Here is a 17,799-nt window from a genome sequence, read left to right as displayed (position 1 = left end):
ACCGCTGACTGAAACGACAACGGGCGCCGCATCATCAAGCGGCGCCCGTTTTTCATTCAGCGCACTTTAACTGCGCTCAACGAGACTCAAGCGGCTCAAGCGGCTCAAGCGGCTTCGGCAGTCAAGGGTTCGGTCACGGCGCCTTGTGCATCGCGCTGCATATAAGCCTGCAAATACGCTTCGAAATCGGCTTTCACTTCCGGATGGCGCAGCGCGAATTCGACCGTCGCCTTCAGATAGCCGAGCTTGCTGCCGCAATCGAAACGCGTGCCGAAGTAGCGATAGGCGAGCACCTGTTCCTCGGTCAGCAACGACTGCACCGCGTCGGTCAGTTGCAGCTCGCCGCCCGCGCCGGGCTTGATTGCGCGGATATGCTTGAAGATCGTCGGCATCAGCACATAGCGGCCTACCACGCCGAGATTCGACGGCGCATCGTTTGGCGCGGGCTTTTCGACGATGCCCGACAGCTTGATCACGTTGTCTTCCCACTCGCGGCCGTCGACGACCCCATACGAGCGGCTATCTTCGCGCGCGATCGTTTCGACGCCGATCACCGAGCTGTGATAGTGGTTGAACGTATCGACGAGCTGGCTCATCACCGGCTTCGCGCTATGCAGCAGGTCGTCGGCGAGAATCACCGCGAACGGGCTGTCGCCCACCAGTTTTTCGGCGCACAGCACCGCGTGGCCGAGACCGAGTGCTTCGGCCTGACGCACGTAGAAGCAATCGACATTGGCCGGCTTGATGCTGCGCACCAGATCGAGCAGCTTCTGCTTGTTACGCGCTTCGAGTTCGGCTTCGATCTCGTAGGACTTGTCGAAGTGATCTTCGATCGCGCGCTTGCTGCGGCCCGTCACGAAGATCATCTCGGTGATGCCGGCGGCGATCGCTTCTTCGACCGCGTACTGGATCAGCGGTTTGTCGACGATCGGCAGCATTTCCTTCGGACTCGCTTTGGTAGCCGGCAGGAACCGTGTCCCGAGGCCCGCTACCGGAAACACGGCTTTGGTGACTTTCAGCATGGTAGGCATTCCCACATCGGTTAGAGGTTGGTGTATTCGCGGACCTGGCGGTCAATCGGCGCCCGCGCGCGACTGGCGAAGTCGCCGGCAAGGTTCGCGTGCGATAGTTCTCCAATTTTCTTCAATGAAATTTGGTCATAGGGTCATATTCCTATATGCCATATTGTGGAATAAGTTCGGCAATAATTACATATTCGATTTATCCGGATTTTTGAATAATTTCGAAAATATTGCATATTAAGTAGGTGTTATTCAGCCGCGCCGGCCGCGTCGCGAGCGTCTCTCCGCGTGTACCCCATCAATCCTGTTCGTCGATCGGCGGCAGCTCGCCCGGATTCATCCGGTAGCGACGGATAGGCTCGTTGCGCAGTGCGTCACGATAGGCGGAGGCGGCGACCAGGAGCAGCAGCACCGCAATGCCGGCGAGTAAATGCAGGTTCATCACTTCACCTCGGGTCAGAAAATCCGTGCTTTAAATTAGCACGACAAAAACAGCAAATAATTCGATCGGATAGCCGATTCCATCCAATTACAATTGGTCACAAAATCGCCATTTCATTGGATGCCACCAGCAATTTTTTATCGATTTTTTAGTCGCGCGGTGCTCTAGCATGGATGCATCGCGAGTGCGCCGCGCGCGTCCATTCGCCTGCTTTGCTTCAGTTTGCTTCCGTTTCTTCCCCGCGCTTCAGAATAAGGATTCCGCATGAGCGACCCAGCACTGGATGCCGCCGGCTCATCCCTGCCCTTGCCCCCAACGCGCCGCTCCGTTAGCGGTGCTGCATCGTCGCAAGCACGCGGCGACGCCCGTATCGCGATTGCCGGTAAAGACCAGGTGATCGATTCAATGCGCGGCTTTGCCGCGCTGCTGGTCGCGTATTTTCATTGCCGCCAGGTCGTCTGGGTCGGCATGCAGGCGTTTCATCACAGCGTCGGCCGTTCGTTCAGTCCGGGCGCGCTGGCTGCGTATCTGACCTTCCCGATCGCATGGGGCTCGGCCGGCGTGCCGATTTTCTTTGTGATCAGCGGCTATTGCATTCATCGCGGCGGCGCGCTGCGGCTCGCGGGCAATCCCGCTTACCGGCTCGATGCAGGCAATTTCTGGCTGCGGCGTTTCGCGCGTATCTATCCGGTGCTGCTTGCCGCGCTGGTGCTGACCTTCGCGCTCGATTCGCTGAGCCTGCAACTGCCGCCCGTCAGCCACAAGATTCGCGAGATCGGCTTGCACGCGTTTCTGGTCAATCTGTTTTCGCTGCAAGGCGTCGCGGGCAAGACTTATGGCTCGAACGGCGCGCTCTGGACGCTGTCGCTCGAAGTCCAGTTCTATGCGATCTATCCGCTGCTGTTCGCGCTGCGGCGGCGCATCGGCATGACGGCCGTGCTGGCAGTCGTGGCTGCGATCAATGTTGCATCCGCGTATGCGCTCGAACGTCATGACCTGCAGTTCTTCACGTCGTACTGGTTGTCGTGGACGCTCGGCGCGTGGATCGCCGACGCGAGAGCCCATCGTGACGCGGACGCGCGCGCGCCGGGATGGCTCTACGCCGCGGCGGCCGTCTTCGTCGCCGCGGGCTGTGTCGCGTTTCACTTCGGCCAGTACGGCGCGTTCCAGTTCTGGGCGCTCGGCTTCGCGTTCTATCTGTACAAGGCGCTGGATCCACGCGATGACGGGCGGCATCACGTGGCTGGCCTGCGCGGCGCGGTGCAGGCGTTGTCGCGGGCCGTATCGCGTGCGTTGTCGTTCTTCGGCGACTTCAGCTTCTCGCTGTATCTGATCCATCTGCCGATCTTCGTGCTGCTGTCGTCGTGGCTGTTCCGTTCGTCGCTGCAGATGTCGATCTGGCCGTCGTTCGGCTACATGCTGGTGGCCGTGCCTGCCGCGTACGTGTTCTATCGGCTCGTCGAGTTGCCGGCGATGAAATGGTCCGCGAGCTTCAAGCCCAAAGCGTCGCGCGCGCAGAGATAAAAAAACGGAACGGAAGCCGTCAGGCTTTCGTTCCGCCACGCAATGACAAGGACTGGCCACGCCCTTGTGTCTACCGTCGCGTGAAAACCGGCAGGCGCTTCACTTACCGCCTCACTTTCCACTTCGCGTCCCGTTTCACTTCCCCGCTTCACGTCCTGTCACTTCGATGCGTTCGCGAGCCCATGTACATCGACATGGGCTCGCGCATTTCGACGCCGGTCTTGACCTGCATCGATTGCACTTATCTACTCCCCCACCACACCCTTCAGAATCCGCGCAACACCGTCCACATAGCTCTGCGTACCGAAGCGCTCCAGCGCAGTCCGATAGCCGTTGCTGACCAGCTTCTCGCGCAGCGCATCGTTCGAACGCAATTCGGCGAGCGTGTCGGCGAGCGCATGCGCGTCGCCCGGCGTACACAGCACGCCGTTCTGGTGGTCTTCGACGATTTCGAGCACGCCACCCGCGCGTGCCGCGACGACCGGCCGCCGCGCGAGCATCCCTTCGACGATCACGCGGCCGAACGGCTCCGGCGTGATCGACGTATGTACGACGGCATCGACCGCGCACATGCAGGCCGGGATATCGTGCTGAAAGCCGAGAAAATGCACGCGATCGCCGAGTTTGTGCGTGGCGACGAACGCGTGCAGTTCATTCGCGTACTCATCCTCGCCGAAGAGCGGCGCGCCGACCAGCACCGCATGCATCTGCGGGTTCAGCACCATCGCTTCGAGCAGCACGTGCTGCCCTTTCCAGCGCGCGAGTCGGCTGAACGAGCCGGCCAGAAACGCATCCACCGGCAGATTCAGGCGCTCGCGCAACACGGCTTGCGGCACCGCCTGCAACGCATCGAACGGTTCGGCCGAAATACCGTTGAACACCACGTCGATGCGCTTGCTGTCGAACCGCGTGAGCTTCGCGAATGCATCGGCGGACGCGGCGGAATTCGCGATCACGTGCGTGAGGCCGAGCCGTGCGCACCATTTGATGATCGCCAACTGCTTGCCGCCGAAATGCTCGGGACTGACGATATCGCGCAGATGCCAGACCACCGGCCGGCGCGCGAGCTTGCCGGCCAGTGCGCCGATCACCATCGCGCGCTGCGTGTTCGCGTAGATCACGTCCGCGCTGCGCGCGCGTTGCGCGGTCGCGCGCACGAGCGACACCAGCCCTTTCAGCGCCTGACCCTTCGGCAGCGAGCCGCCCTGCTTGCGAACCTGTTTCAGCGCACCCGCATCGAGCACGCTGATCTCGGCGCCGGTCTTTGCGAGCGCGTCGCGAAACGGTCCGTCGTCGAACAGCACGACTTCGATACGCGAGTGCAGCGCCTTGACGATTTCGAGCAACGACAACTCGGCGCCGCCGAGCACGCCGCTTTGATCGACCGCGAGAATACGCGGCACGTTCGCGGCGATGTGCAGTGACGGCTGTGATGGCAGATGGGGCACATCGGGCACATAAGGCACGTAAGGCGGCAACGTTGCCGCGCGCAATGCGGGCACCGCCGCGCGCACGTGCGCAAAGAAACGCTCGCGAAAATGCGCGGCCGAGAACTGCTCGGCGTTGACGCGGCAATTCGCGGGCAGCAGCTTATGCGCCTGTTCGTCGAAGCGCTTAACCGCCGCGATGATCGCGTCCGCGTGCTGTTCGTCGAAGAACAGGCCGGTCGGCTTCGGCTCGGCCAGATCGCGCACGGTTTCGAGCGCCCCGCCCTTGCCGTACGCGATCACCGGCGTGCCGCAGGCCTGCGCTTCGACCACCGAAATACCGAAGTCCTCCTCGGCCGCGAACACGAACGCCTTGGCGCGGCTCATCCGGTCCTTCAGTACCTTGAACGGTTGATAGCCCATGATCTCGACGTTCGGCCCCGCCTTCGCGCGGATTTTCTCCATCTCGGGGCCATCGCCGATCACGACGAGCTTGCGTTCCGGCATCCGCGCGAACGCCTCTACAATCAGATCGATCTTTTTATAAGGCACCATTCGCGACGCGGTCAGATAGAAATCTTCTTTCTGCGTGCACAACGAAAACGCTTCGACGTCGACCGGCGGAAAGATCACCTGCGCATCACGCTGATAAACCTTCCTGATACGCCGCGCGATGAACGCGGAGTTCGCGACGAAGCCGTCGACCGAATTCGCGGTGCGGATATCCCAGTTGCGGATGTAATGCAGAATCAGCCGCGCGAGCGCCGATTTAGGCCCGTTGGTCAGCTTCGATTGCTGCAGATACTGATGCTGCAAGTCCCACGCATAGCGGATCGGCGAATGCACATAGCTGATATGCACCTGATCGGGGCCGGTCAGAATGCCCTTGGCGACCGCATGGCTGCTCGAGATCACGACGTCGTACGCGGACACGTCGAGCTGTTCGATCGCAAGCGGCATCAGCGGCAGATACGCGCGGTATTTAGCGCGCGCGCGCGGCAGCTTCTGGATAAACGACGTGGTCACCGATTTGCCGCGCAGAAAGCTGCGGTCGTCGAGAAAGTCGACAAGGCTGAACAGGTCCGCATCCGGAAAGCACGCGATGATCTGCTCCAGCACCTTCTCCGCGCCCGCATAGGTGACGAGCCAGTCGTGCACGATCGCGATGCGTACGCCGCGGTTCGCGCGCAACGCGTTGTGAGCAGCGCCGCGAGAAGCGGACGACGCCGGCGCGGCGCCCGGCACGGCACCCGGCACACTGGTCAGTTCGTCGAGCGCGCTGCGCTTCGCGGAACTCAGCATGTTTTTTTCAAGAACATCGTTATTCATGCGCTTTTCCTCGGATTCAGTCGCAATAGCAGTGAACGCAGCAGTGAGCGCGCGAGATGGCGCAACGCGGGCGTCATCGTGATCGACCACACGAGATTCGCGCCGACCATCAGCACGCCGGCGGCAATCGCGAGCACGAGGCTCGGCAGGAAGCTCGCGAGCCACAGGCTGGCGAGCAGAAAGACGAGATGGGCGAGCATGTCGAGCACGATCTGGCGCGAGCGGATCGCGGCGAAATGCAGCAGCACCGCGTAGTCGAACAGCGCGCGCGCAGCGACCGCGACCGCGGCGCCGGTCAGGCCGAAACGGGTAATGCCGAACCACAACGCGCCGGCGAACAGCGGCAATTCGACCAGCCCGACACGCGCGGCGGTAGCCGGATTGACCTGCGACTGGATCAGGATGCGCGTGACGTTCGCCTGCCCGACGAGCCACACCGCGACGATCATGATGCGGCCCACGGGCGCGGCCGCCGTGGCGATCTCGTTGCCGACCCATAGATGCAGGAACGGTTCGAGCACCAGCATCGCGACCAGCGCAACCGGCGTGAACACACCGTTGAGGAATTCGAGCGACTGTTGCGTGATCGTGTCGGCATCCGCGCGGCCCACCGCCGACAGACGCGGAAACAGCGTGCGCACCAGCGCGGTCGGCACGATGTTCAGACGCGTCACCAGGTTCTGCGGCACCGTGTAGTACGTGACGAAACGCGCGCCCAGGCGCGAGCCGAGCATCACGCGATCGAGCGAATCAGCGACCATGCCCGTCACGCTCGCCACCAGCATCCAGCCGCCGAAGTTGAACAGTCCCTTCGCGACGCCGAGTTGCGGCGGAAGAATGCTGCGTATTTCCAGCACTTTCAGCGCCGAGCGGCCGAGCAGCAACGCGGCCACGATGCGCGCAACCACCGCGGCGGCCAGCACGTTCTGCAACGTCGCGCCGAGCCATAGCGCGGCGCCGAGCGGCAGCAACTGGAACAGAAACGTGCCGAGCGTCTGATTGGCGTTATAGATGCCGAAGCGCTCCGCGCCGTTGATCGCGCCCGCGAACACCCACGACACATTGGCGATAGGAATCGCCACCGCAAGCCACGGCAGCGCCATATACACCTCGTGCTGCAACTCGGGCGACACCTTCGTGAAATACGCGGTGTACAGAAACGCGCCGAAATAGATGATCAGGCCGCCGATCACGCCGGTCGTCAGATTCAGCCACGTCGCGCTCCAGAACACGCGCGCGCTTTCGTGCTGGTCGCCCGATGCGCGCGCTTTCGAAATATGGTTCTGCGCGGCCATGCTCATGCCGAGATCGAGAATCCCGAAGTAGCCGATCAGCGTCCATACCAGACTGATCACGCCGTAGCGCTCGACACCGAGCAGCCGGATATACGACGGCACGGTCACGAGCGACACGAAGGTCGGCAGTACGAGCCCGAAAAAATTGATCGCTACGTTCCTGAGAATGCCTTTGTCCATCGAATCCCTTGGGTTGTGCGGTTGTGTTGCAGTTACGTTGCGGTTGCGTTTCGAGCACGCGCCGTTGCATCGGCGCGCACGAAAAATCACGGCTTCCAGCGATACATCAGCACCTTGCCGCGCGCGTCTTCCTCGACGAATATCAGGTACTCGCCGTCGCTGCGTTTAGCGGCGCTGATGCCGTTCGGCACGTCGACCCAGCCCGACGCGCGCCCCACTTCCGGGCCCGGACGGATCACGCCGAGTTCCTTGCCGCTGTCCTTGTCCCACACGTGCACCGCGCCGACCGCTTCGACACCGAACACGTATTGCCCTTCGACGGTGAGCCCGATGATCGTCACGACCGGTTTGCCGTCCGGCTGCCACGGCAGCGCAATCGTGTAGCGCGGCACCGGCTTGCCGCTCGACCATTGGTCATAGCGCACCAGCACGCGGCCGACTTCCTTCCAGAAGCCACGCAAGGTCGGCGCATCGGCGGTATAGCCGGTCACGTACATCGTGTCGCTCGCGGGGTCGTAGATCGCGCGATGCACTTCGGTGAACGGCTGCGGCACCGGGTACTGCGTCAGGTTCGAGTACGCGTAGACCGGATTGCCCTTCGCATCGAGACCGCCGAAACGGAAGCGATAGATCCCTTTCGTATCGCGCGCGCGCCAGATATCGCCCGCCGTATCGACCCACCAGCCCCAGCCGCCCGCGAGCTTCGCGCCGCTCGTGTTGAGCGTGAATTCGTCGGCATCGAAGCGGCCGTCGCCGTTCGTATCGCGCCAGATCCAGTCGCCGCCCGGCGGCGCATTCGGCACCTTCGCGACGCCGCGTTCGCGGCCCGCGATAAAGCCGGAAGGAATCGCGGTCTCGCCGTCGTGGCGCGGATCGAAGCGATAGATCTTCAGATGGTCCGCGTACATGTCGGTCAGATACAGAAACGTGCGGCCCTTCAGACGGCGCGCGATCGGCAGGCCCGGATACTGGTCGGTGTGAAACACCGGATCGTCCGGATACTTGAAGCGGTTCGACAGAAAACCCGCGTATTTCCAGTCCTGGCCGGGAGGCTTCGACAGATCGAGTTCGAAGCGCTTGTTGCCGGTATAGACGCTATCGGGTCGAGCCGGATCGGGATCGATCCACGCGCCGTCGACGAACAGCAGCCCTTCGACCTGCCAGTTGCGTTTGCCGTCCGGCGCATAGCTTTCCAGCGTCGCGCCGAGGCCCGCGCCGATCGGTGCGTAGCGCGGCCCGATGCCGTTGGTCGACACATACACGTTGCCGCGCGCATCGACGCCGACGCCGGTGAGTCCGTTGAAACGCCGTGGCCCCGGCTGGCCCGCGACGCCGCTGAAAATGCCGCCGCGCTCGCCTAGCGAGCCGGATTGCGCATAGCGTCCGTCGTGCTTCGTGAAGAACAGCACCTGCTGACGCGGACCGTTATCGGCGATCAGCAGGCGCCCTTGCGCATCGACCGCGATATCGACGGCAACGGTATCGGCCGGCAGCGTCAGCTGTTCCTCGATACGCTGACCGCTCGCCGTGTAATGCTCGATGCGCGGCGCGGCATCGCTGCGCGTGCCGCTCAGCACCCATACCGTGCCGTCCGGCGCGAGCGCGATACGCCCCGGCTCGTGCACGTCCCAGCTCGCCTTGCGCTGCATCGATTCGGCGTCGTATACCTCGATGCGGTTGCGCGCGGTATTGGCCGCGTACAGCGTCGTGTCGTTTGCCGCGAGGCCGCCGATTTCGGCATCCGTGCCGGTCGGCACTTCGTTCAGCATCAGAAAGCCGGCCGCCAGTTGCGCATGCGGATCGGCGTTATTCACCGCCGGTTGAAACGGCGCGACGCGTTTCGGGTCGGCAATCAACCGACGCGAAATGCCGAACCATTGCTTGCCCTTCTCCGGCCACACACCCGGCGCGACCAAGTGGCCCTTTTCGTTGCCGACCGCAATCGCGACGAACGCATACTTGCGGTTGATCGCAATCGCATTACCACCGGCATTGCCCCAGCCATGCGTGCCGCCCGCGAAGCCGAGCATCTTGCCGTCCTGATAGACACTCGCTTCCGCGCCGCTCTCGTCCCACGGCGCGTTCGTGTACACCTTGCCGTCCGGGCTCACCGCGATCGCGGTGATATTGATCTGCGTCCATGTGCCATCGCCGAAGCCGAAGCTATTGCCAAGCCATGACGTGCGCGCGCTCAGCGCAGTTTCAGCGCGAGCGGGCGAGACTGCCGATACCGCGATCAATCCGGCGGCGCAGGCCATCACGGTGAGCCAGCTTCTGAGCGTCAAACGGGGCAAGGCAGTTCCTCCAGCGCAAATACCAGTCGATGCGATGAGCCCGCATGGGGTCCAGGCGCGCGTGAAATTCATCAATGAGGCGGCGCGGCAAGGCGCCTGATGCCGCCCGGGAGAACGTGAGGACGTGGGGCCGGCCGCGACGGCCCGCAGCTAGCAGCGAGCGGCTCCGGACACCGTTGCGCACGGCCACATTACGCGGAAAAAACGCGGCGACGAAACTCGAAAATAATTCAAAAATATTCCTCCAATTAATCTTCGAGAAATAAATGAATTTAAAATTGAAGAAAAACACCGGCTTGCGCGGCGCTTTATTTTTGACAGCCGTGTGGGCCTTATTTTTCGACGAATTTTCGCGCCTTACGCACTTCTTACGTGCCGTACCACGCTACCGGATAAGCATATAAATGCGTAATCAATCGCTAAAAAAATACCTTGTTTCAATCTGATTCATTTATCCGTTTCATTTGCGTTTTTTGGCGATTTTCTTTTCCCTAGAATCGTTCACAGTTCTGTCGCGACGCGAAGCGCGCGCCGGCTCGCTGTTGATCGGCGGCCCGGCGCATCGTCTCGCGCGGCCCATCCGCTTCACACCATGGACGGTTCATGACTGCCAGCGCATTGCCCCTCGCGCCCTCTCACTCCCGCATCGTGCAGCTCGACGGCCTGCGCGCGATCGCCGTGCTCGCGGTATTCGCGCAGCACGCGCTGAAAGCGCCGCTGTGGATGGGCGTCGATCTGTTCTTTGTGCTGAGCGGCTTTCTGATCAGCGGCATCCTGCTCGATCGCAAGACGCGTCAGCAGTCGTATTTCAAGTATTTTTACGCGCGCCGCGCGCGCCGCATCCTGCCGCCGTATCTGCTGCTGATGGCCGTGTCGTCGCTGCTGTTCGGCCTCGCGTGGGCGCAGCACTGGTACTGGTATGCGTTCTTCGCGACCAATATCGGCGACGCGCTGAACCAGAGCGGCCACGACAGTCTGAATGTGCTGTGGTCGCTCGCGGTCGAAGAGCAGTTCTATATCGTCTGGCCGTTCGTGATCCTGCTGGTGCCCGAGCGTCTGCTCGGCTATGTGGCGGCCGCGCTGATCGTGCTGGTGCCGCTGCTGCGCGCGCTCGCGACGCCATGGTTCGATTCGTTCTGGCCGATCTATTACCTGACGCCGTTCCGCATGGATCTGCTCGCGGCCGGCGCGTTGCTCGCGGTGGCCGTGCGGCGCGATCGCGACGCGCTCGAACCGTTCAAGGGACTCGCGGTGCTCGGCTGTTGTGCCGCGCTCGTCGTGCTGGCGTGGCTGCATCTGCACTTCCCGCGCTTTCGCGCGGCGAATACGCCGCTGTCGAATGCGGGGCTCTACAGCGTATCGCTGGTGCTGTGTACGTCGATCGTCGTGATCGCGCTGCAGAGCAAGGGCATCGTCAAGCGGCTGCTGTGCAATCCCGTGCTCGTCTATATCGGCACGATCAGCTACACGATCTATCTGATTCATCTGAGCGTGCTGTACATGGTGTGGCCGCTGCATCTGAACCGCTATCTGAGCGCGGCAATCGCACTCGCCATCACGCTCGTGTACGCGAGCATCACGTGGTTCGGATTCGAGAAGCGCCTGATTTTCGGTGCGCGCGGAACGCTTCCGACCCGTGGGCTCCTCCACTTTTTCCATCGACAAACCAGAAGGCAAGCCAAGCTATGAGCCAACCACGCAAAGCGATCATCACCGGCGTATCCGGACAGGACGGCGCGTATCTGACCCGCCTGCTGCTCGACAAGGGCTATCACGTGACCGGCACGTACCGGCGCACGAGTTCGGTCAATTTCTGGCGCATGCACGAGCTTGGCGTCTTCGATCATCCGAATCTGCGTCTGGTCGAACACGACCTCACCGATTTCGGTTCGACGCTGCGCCTGCTCGAAGGCACGCAGGCCGACGAGCTGTACAACCTCGCCGCGCAAAGCTTCGTCGGCGTATCGTTCGACCAGCCGGTGACGACCGCCGAAGTGACCGGCATCGGCGCGCTGAATCTGCTCGAAGGGCTGCGTATCCTGAGCCCGAAAACGCGCTTCTACCAGGCGTCGACCTCCGAAATGTTCGGCCTCGTGCAGGCGGTGCCGCAACGCGAAACCACACCGTTCTATCCGCGCAGCCCGTATGGCGTTGCCAAGCTGTTCGCGCACTGGTCGACGATCAACTATCGCGAGTCGTACGGCCTGTTCGCGAGCAGCGGGATTCTGTTCAATCACGAATCGCCGCTACGTGGCCGCGAATTCGTCACGCGCAAGATCACCGACTCGGTCGCGAAGATCAAGCTCGGCAAACAGGACGTGCTGGAACTCGGTAACCTGAGCGCGCAACGCGACTGGGGTTTCGCGCTCGAATATGTCGAAGGGATGTGGCGCATGCTGCAGGCCGCTGAGCCGGACACCTTCGTGCTCGCGACGGGCCGTACCGAAACGGTGCGCGATTTCGTGCGCATGGCGTTCATGGCGGCCGGCTACCAGCTCGAATGGTCGGGCAAGGAGGAGCGCGAAACCGGTATCGATGTCGCCACCGGCAAGACGCTCGTGCGCGTGAATCCGAAGTTCTATCGCCCCGCCGAGGTGGATCTGCTGATCGGTTGCGCGGACAGGGCGCGCGATACGCTCGACTGGCAGCCAAGGACCACGCTGGAGCAGTTGTGCCAGATGATGGTGCAGGCGGATCTCGGCCGCAACGCGCATCAGGAAACGTTCTGATACGGTGTGTGCGTGGCGGTGCTGCGCAGTGGCGTGTGTTTCAGCGCTGCCAAACAGTGCCGCCACGCAGCGGCGTCTTCCTCAGACGCTCACCTCATCACGCGACAGCATCCGCGTCAACCGCTCGGCGCTGACGCCGGAACTATAGAGAAAGCCCTGCGCGGCGTGGCAGCCGTGATCGAGCAGGAACTGCTTTTGCGATTCCAGCTCGACGCCCTCTGCGATCAGATCGAAGCCCATTGCGTTCGCAACGTTGATCACCGCCAGCGTCAGCGCTTCGTATTGCGCATCGTGGCCGATTTCACGCACGAACACGCGATCGATCTTCAGCCGGTCGATCGAAAAGTGCCGCAGATGGCTGAGGCTCGAATAGCCGGTGCCGAAGTCGTCCAGCGCGATGCGCACGCCACGGCGGCGCAACTCGCCGAGCGAGCGCGCGGCATCGTCGACATTGCGCATCAGCGCGCCTTCCGTAACTTCCAGTTCGAGCAGATGCGCGGGCCAGCCGGTTTCGCGCAATATCTCGTTGACCGTGCCCGCCAGATCGGAGTGCTCCAGTTGCACCGGCGACACGTTCACCGACAGCGTCAGCTCCGCAAAGCCGCTGTTGCGCCATTCGATTGCCTGGCGGCAGGCCGTGCGCAGCACCCACTCGCCGATTTCGTGAATCAGCCCGGTTTCCTCGGCGACCGGCACGAAGGTGGCCGGCGACACCTCGCCCAGCTCCTCGTCATGCCAGCGCAGCAGCGCTTCGACACCGACGATGCCACCGTGCCGCATGTCGATCTGCGGCTGATACACGATGCTCAGCGAGCAGCTGCGCACCGCATGCCGCAGCCGCGTGGACAGATGCAGCCGGCGCGCCACGGTCTGATTCAGCTCCGGCCGGTAGAACTGATAGTTCGAGCCGCCGCGCGTCTTGGCCACGTACATCGCCGCATCGGCGTTACTGACCAGCGTGTCCGCATCGGTGCCGTCTTCCGGATAGGAACTCACGCCCACGCTCGCCGCGACATAGAGTTCCGCGCCGTCGACGTTGAACGGTTCGGCCATCACCCGCACCAGCCGGTCGAGCAGCATCAGCAGACTGGCGGGCGGGCAGCGCTCCACGAGGATCACGAATTCGTCGCCGCCATAGCGCGACACCAGATCGGTCACGCGCACCGTGCTTTGCAGCCGCTGCGCGACCGCGACGAGCAGCCCGTCGCCGGCGCGGTGGCCAAGCGAATCGTTCACTTCCTTGAAGCGGTCGAGATCGACGAACACCACCGCCAGATCGCTCTGGTCCAGCGCGGCGGCCGTAATCGCACCGCCCAGCCGCTGCGCGAGCAGATTGCGATTGGGCAGATCGGTCAGCGCATCGAGCCGCGCCTGGCGTTCGAGCTGATCCTGATAGTCGACGATCGCGGTCACGTCGCTCAGCACGCCCACGTGATACGTGACAGCCCCCTGATCGCGCACCGGCGACACCACCACGTTGACGAACGAGCGCCGGCCGTCCTTGCGGGTCAGCGGCAACGTCACGTTCGCTTCGCCGTCGGTGACGATCGCATGATCCACTTCGCTCCAGGCCTCCGGCTGCCCCATCAGTGCATAGAGCTTGTGCCACTCCGCGTTGACCACTTCGTCGAGCGGATAGCCGGTGATCCGTTCGAAGGCCGGATTCGCATGCGTGATCACGTTGCGCTCGGGTTGATGCTCGACGATCAACAGGCCGTTGCTGCTCGCGTCGATCGCGCGGCTTTGCACGCGCAGCGCAATCTGTGCGTTGTGCTGCGACGTGATGTTTTCATAGACGATCAGCACGCCGACCACCGCGTTGAGTTCGTCGCGCAACGGCAGGCGGGTTTCGCGTATCCACATTTCGCGACCATTGGCGGTGGTCACGCGGCGCTCCGACGTCACCATCGGGCGCTCGCTCTTCAGCACCTGCTGATCCGCCGCGGCGGACGCGGCCTGGTCGTCTTTCCAGCCGAGCTGCCGGTCCTGCTGTCCCACCAGCGCGTCGCCGGAACTGAGGCCGGCATCGCGTGCATAGACACCGTTACCGCCGAGATAGCGCAACTGGCTGTCCTTCCATGCAATGCCGTGGGGAATCTGATCGAGTACCGTGCGCAGCATGCGGCGCGATTCGGATGCCGAGCGCAGCGCATGGCGCAGATGGCGCGCGATGCGGCCGTTCCAGCTGATCAACATGATCACGAGCGCGGCCGCCGTCAGCGCCGAAATCATCAGCCAGCGCGCGACCTTCGCGGCTTCGACCGACGATGCGGTCACCACGAGGCCAAGATGCTGGTCAGCCGCGACGCGCAACTCGACGACGTGCGTCAGCACCGCGTAGAACCACGCGTCGATTTCGCCGAGTTCGGTATCGTTGAGCGCGACCACCGAGCGGTGGTTGTACTGCTTGTCCGCGAGCGCGTCGCTGCGCGCGGCCAGTTGCCGGATCATCGCGTCGAGATCGGACAGCCGCACGTCGCATTGACGGTCGCTGCTGCAATGCGCGCGCGCATCGTCGATCAGGTCGACGAGTTCGGTCAGCGGAAACTTGAGCCTCGGACGATCGTAGAACGCACGGGTACTGATCACCGTGTACAGATCGCCATGCTGGTCCAGCATGATCTGCTGCAGCTCGTCGAGGTCGTGCTTGAACTGACCCGCTGCCTGCAACGTGCGCAGCGCGTTGTTCTGGTCGGCCGTCTGCTTCAGCGCCAGATAGGTGCTGATCGCGATCGCGGCAAGAATCAGCGCGACGACCAGCGCGGTGACAGCGCTACGCAGCGCGTCACCCGCGAAGAAGCGCGTTTTCATATGCACTGCCCGCGCCAGCCGGCCGCTTGCCGGGAGTTCGCCGCCAGCGATCAACCCGCCAGTTTCCTGAACGTTTCGAGCACCGCGTCGCCCTTGAACGGCTTGACGATCCAGCCCTTCACGCCCGCCGCCTTGCCGCGTTCCTTCATCGCCGGGCTGCTTTCGGTCGTCAGCATGATCACGTTGACGGTCTTGTTCGCGAGTTCACCGCGAATCTTCTCGACCATCGTCAGGCCGTCCATGTTCGGCATGTTCACGTCGCTGACGATCAGTTTGATGTTCGAATCGGATTTCAGCTTCGTCAGTCCGTCCTTGCCGTCGACCGCCGTCGCGACATCCAGACCGTTTTTCGTCAGAAAGCCCGCGACTTCGTCGCGCACCGTGCTCGAATCGTCCACCACCAGAATCTTTGCCATGCCAATCCCCTTGCGTCACCGACGCGTTGAATCAAAATCAAAACAGATCGAGTTCACCGGATTCGACCAGATCGTCGATATCCACCGTGTTTTCAGAGAAGTCCTCGGGCGACCAGTTCAGGCTGAACACGAAGCGCTGGTCGAACGCGACCGACTGTCCGCTCGCCACGTCGTTCAGCACATACTGAAAGCGCAGCTGCGGATTGTCCGAGCCGAACGAGATATAGCGGTGCTTGTGATTGACCAGTAGCGGCACCTGCACCTGATTCGCGACGCGCGTGCCTTGCTGCGCGAGGAAGCGGTCCTTGAAGGCGCCCCAGATCAGGTTGGTCAGCTCGCCGAGCAGGCTGTTCAGATCGCGAAAGCCCGCGTGCGCGTCGTGGCTGCTGATCTCGCTCGCCACGCGCTTGCGTTCGATCATCGACAGCAGCGGCTCCTCGTGCGCCTGCATCAGCATGTAGCCGCGGCACCAGCTGCCTTCGAGCGGAATCAGGCTGAACACCTCGCCGAAGATGATGCGATCGCGCACCACGCTGGGCGGCTCGCGCCGCACCGTCACGCCGTCGAACAGCGCGCCGAGCCGCGCTTCGGTGATCTCCGCGATACCGCGCACCAGCTCGTTCGGAAAATCGAGGCTGAAGATGTACTGGTCCACCGCCGTGCGCAACGTGCTCAGGTCCGATCCATCGAAACTCGCGCACACCATGCCCTTCAATGCATGCGCCAGCGCTTCTGTCGCGACGTGGCCGCTCGAGCGCAGAATGATCGGCAGCTCGGGGCGCAATGCATTGATGCGCGCAGCGACCAACGCGGCCTGCTCGATCGAGCCGCCGTAATCGTCCGCGAGCAGCACGCCGCCGAGATCGATATTGGTGCGCAGCACCGTGGTCAGTCGACCGCTGTCGCGCACTTTCAGCGCGATCAGGTTGTGCTCATCGAAAAAGGGCTTCAGTGCTTCCGTGCGCTCCGGACTGTCGTCGAGCACGAGCAGTTTGCTGACGGGCTTGCTGGTATTCATCGTGTGGTTCTGCCTACGGGAAGAGTTCCTAGAACAGTTCGAGTTCGCCTTCGCTATCGTCGGCCGTCGCGAGTTCGGCCCTGAAATCGAGCGGTGTCTGCGCGCACAGACATAACGTGACGCCGAGCTTCGCCGTCCCGCCGATCAGCAGGTCGTACGCCCACACGTGAGCCGGGTGCAGTTCATCCAGATAGCCGACGCAGGCGCTGTTCAGTTCATACGGCGTCGACATGCCGAGATCGGGAAAGTAGTTCACCAGTTGCTGGTTCATGTAGCCGCAGCACAGGTTGGCGAATTCCATCAGCGTTTCCGGCAGCGAGCGGGCCGCGTCGCCGCCGACGTAGTACGCGCGCGTCGCGTCGTCCTTGTCGTCGAAGTGCAGCACGAACAGCAAACGGAACGCGATCGACGAGATCGTCAGCACCATCGCATGCGGCGCGGCCGGACGATCCGCATTCCACATCGGCACCGCGGTGATCTCGCACGTGTCGCCCGCCGTGGCCGGCAGCCGCGCGCGGGCAGCGTGGAAGAAGATGTCCTCGATGCTGTGCCTGGCCTGATCGGTAATCACGCGGCAGCCTGCTCTTCGAGGCGAGATTGAAACCGCGTGGCGAGCACCTCGACGCCGCCGAGCGTCGCCGTGATCATCTTGCCGCCTGCCTGGATGTCCTGGAACGTCGCGGCGGTCGTCAGATCGTTACGATGCAGACTCTCGCGATAGCTCTTCGACAGATCCTGCGAGCGCGACGCCAGCGAGCGCACTTCGCTCGCGACGATCGAGAAGCCGCGCCCCGCGCTGCCGGCGCGCGCCGCTTCGATCGACGCATTCAGCGACACGATCAGCACGTGCTGCACGATCGCCGACAGCTCCTGGTTCTTCTTGTGCATGTCGCGGTTCTGCGACATCAGCGAGATCATCTGCTCGTGCCAGCGCTCGAACGTAATCGACAACGTTCTCAGGCGCGCCGCTTCTTCAGCGATTTGCGTCGCATGCTGCAGCCATTCGGCGTGGTGCGCTTTGGCTTCGTCGAGCGAGCTCTGCAACGCGTCGCGGTCATGCGCGTGCTGACCGGACTGCGCGTGCAGATCGGCGAGCTGCGACTCCAGCGCCGCGCGCTCGTCGTTGGTCTGCGCGACCAGTTCGTGCGCCGCATCCAGCTCCTTTTCGAGTGCCTGCCGCGCACGCACGTCGCCGTCGTGAGCGTTGGCGACGGCGCCGAGCTTCCTGCGATAAAACCACGCGGTTGCAAGCGCCGCCACGATGCCGCCAACACACGCGGCCAGAAGATAACTTTCCAACACGACCTGCTCC

The 17,799-nt window shown here is 62.9% G+C and carries 14 protein-coding genes; 3 read left to right on the top strand and 11 right to left on the bottom strand.

Features of this window, described 5'->3' with window-relative positions; translation table 11 throughout:
* Positions 1-104: 104 nt before the first annotated feature.
* A complete protein-coding gene (galU, locus tag L0U82_RS08765) occupies positions 105-1,022 on the bottom strand; it encodes a UTP--glucose-1-phosphate uridylyltransferase GalU (RefSeq protein WP_233830068.1) in 918 nt (305 codons plus the stop codon).
* A gap of 298 nt (positions 1,023-1,320) precedes the next feature.
* Positions 1,321-1,467: a hypothetical protein gene (locus L0U82_RS08760; RefSeq protein WP_233833358.1), complete on the bottom strand. Its 147-nt coding sequence runs from the start codon at positions 1,465-1,467 to the stop codon at positions 1,321-1,323.
* Between the two features lie 261 nt (positions 1,468-1,728).
* Between L0U82_RS08760 and L0U82_RS08755 the strand changes: the two genes are divergently transcribed.
* Positions 1,729-2,988 carry an acyltransferase family protein gene (locus L0U82_RS08755; protein ID WP_233830066.1) on the top strand — a complete coding sequence of 420 codons (1,260 nt, stop codon included), beginning with the start codon at positions 1,729-1,731 and terminating at the stop codon, positions 2,986-2,988.
* Between the two features lie 245 nt (positions 2,989-3,233).
* On the opposite strand, the gene L0U82_RS08750 is transcribed toward L0U82_RS08755, so the two are convergent.
* From L0U82_RS08750 to L0U82_RS08735, 4 genes are all read right to left on the bottom strand, one after another.
* Positions 3,234-5,744, bottom strand: a complete 2,511-nt coding sequence (locus tag L0U82_RS08750) for a glycosyltransferase family 4 protein (protein WP_233830064.1) — start codon at positions 5,742-5,744, stop codon at positions 3,234-3,236.
* Positions 5,741-7,219, bottom strand: coding sequence for an oligosaccharide flippase family protein (locus tag L0U82_RS08745; RefSeq protein ID WP_233830062.1), 1,479 nt, complete (start codon positions 7,217-7,219; stop codon positions 5,741-5,743). The genes L0U82_RS08750 and L0U82_RS08745 overlap by 4 nt, the downstream gene beginning before the upstream one ends.
* Positions 7,220-7,305: 86 nt before the next feature.
* Positions 7,306-9,513 (bottom strand): hypothetical protein, encoded by a 2,208-nt coding sequence (locus L0U82_RS08740; RefSeq protein ID WP_233830059.1) that lies wholly within the window; start codon positions 9,511-9,513, stop codon positions 7,306-7,308.
* Positions 9,422-9,805 carry a hypothetical protein gene (locus L0U82_RS08735; protein WP_233830058.1) on the bottom strand — a complete coding sequence of 128 codons (384 nt, stop codon included), beginning with the start codon at positions 9,803-9,805 and terminating at the stop codon, positions 9,422-9,424. The genes L0U82_RS08740 and L0U82_RS08735 overlap by 92 nt, the downstream gene beginning before the upstream one ends.
* Before the next feature lie 311 nt (positions 9,806-10,116).
* Between L0U82_RS08735 and L0U82_RS08730 the strand changes: the two genes are divergently transcribed.
* On the top strand, positions 10,117-11,202 hold the full coding sequence (locus tag L0U82_RS08730) for an acyltransferase family protein (protein ID WP_233830057.1): 1,086 nt from the start codon (positions 10,117-10,119) through the stop codon (positions 11,200-11,202).
* A complete protein-coding gene (gene gmd, locus L0U82_RS08725) occupies positions 11,199-12,242 on the top strand; it encodes a GDP-mannose 4,6-dehydratase (protein WP_233830056.1) in 1,044 nt (347 codons plus the stop codon). The genes L0U82_RS08730 and gmd overlap by 4 nt, the downstream gene beginning before the upstream one ends.
* An 81-nt stretch (positions 12,243-12,323) precedes the next feature.
* Here the strand turns inward: gmd and L0U82_RS08720 are convergent, their stop codons facing one another.
* Genes L0U82_RS08720 through L0U82_RS08700 form a run of 5 tightly spaced genes read right to left on the bottom strand, consistent with a single transcriptional unit; the run spans position 12,324 to position 17,789 of the window.
* Positions 12,324-15,053, bottom strand: coding sequence for a putative bifunctional diguanylate cyclase/phosphodiesterase (locus L0U82_RS08720; protein WP_233830055.1), 2,730 nt, complete (start codon positions 15,051-15,053; stop codon positions 12,324-12,326).
* 50 nt (positions 15,054-15,103) lie between these two features.
* Positions 15,104-15,469 (bottom strand): response regulator, encoded by a 366-nt coding sequence (locus tag L0U82_RS08715; protein WP_233830054.1) that lies wholly within the window; start codon positions 15,467-15,469, stop codon positions 15,104-15,106.
* 37 nt (positions 15,470-15,506) lie between these two features.
* On the bottom strand, positions 15,507-16,487 hold the full coding sequence (locus L0U82_RS08710) for a chemotaxis protein CheX (protein ID WP_233830053.1): 981 nt from the start codon (positions 16,485-16,487) through the stop codon (positions 15,507-15,509).
* A gap of 28 nt (positions 16,488-16,515) precedes the next feature.
* The gene (locus L0U82_RS08705) at positions 16,516-17,058 is read right to left on the bottom strand and encodes a hypothetical protein (RefSeq protein ID WP_233830052.1); all 543 of its coding nucleotides are present in this window, start codon (positions 17,056-17,058) and stop codon (positions 16,516-16,518) included.
* Entirely contained in the window at positions 17,055-17,789 is a 735-nt protein-coding gene (locus L0U82_RS08700) for a methyl-accepting chemotaxis protein (protein ID WP_233830051.1), read from the bottom strand. Before L0U82_RS08700 ends, L0U82_RS08705 begins: the two co-directional genes overlap by 4 nt.
* Positions 17,790-17,799: the final 10 nt, after the last annotated feature.

Origin of the sequence: Paraburkholderia sp. ZP32-5 (assembly GCF_021390495.1) — a bacterium.
In the GTDB taxonomy this organism is placed as follows: Bacteria; Pseudomonadota; Gammaproteobacteria; order Burkholderiales; family Burkholderiaceae; genus Paraburkholderia.
This window is presented reverse-complemented; position numbering and strand designations above follow the sequence as displayed.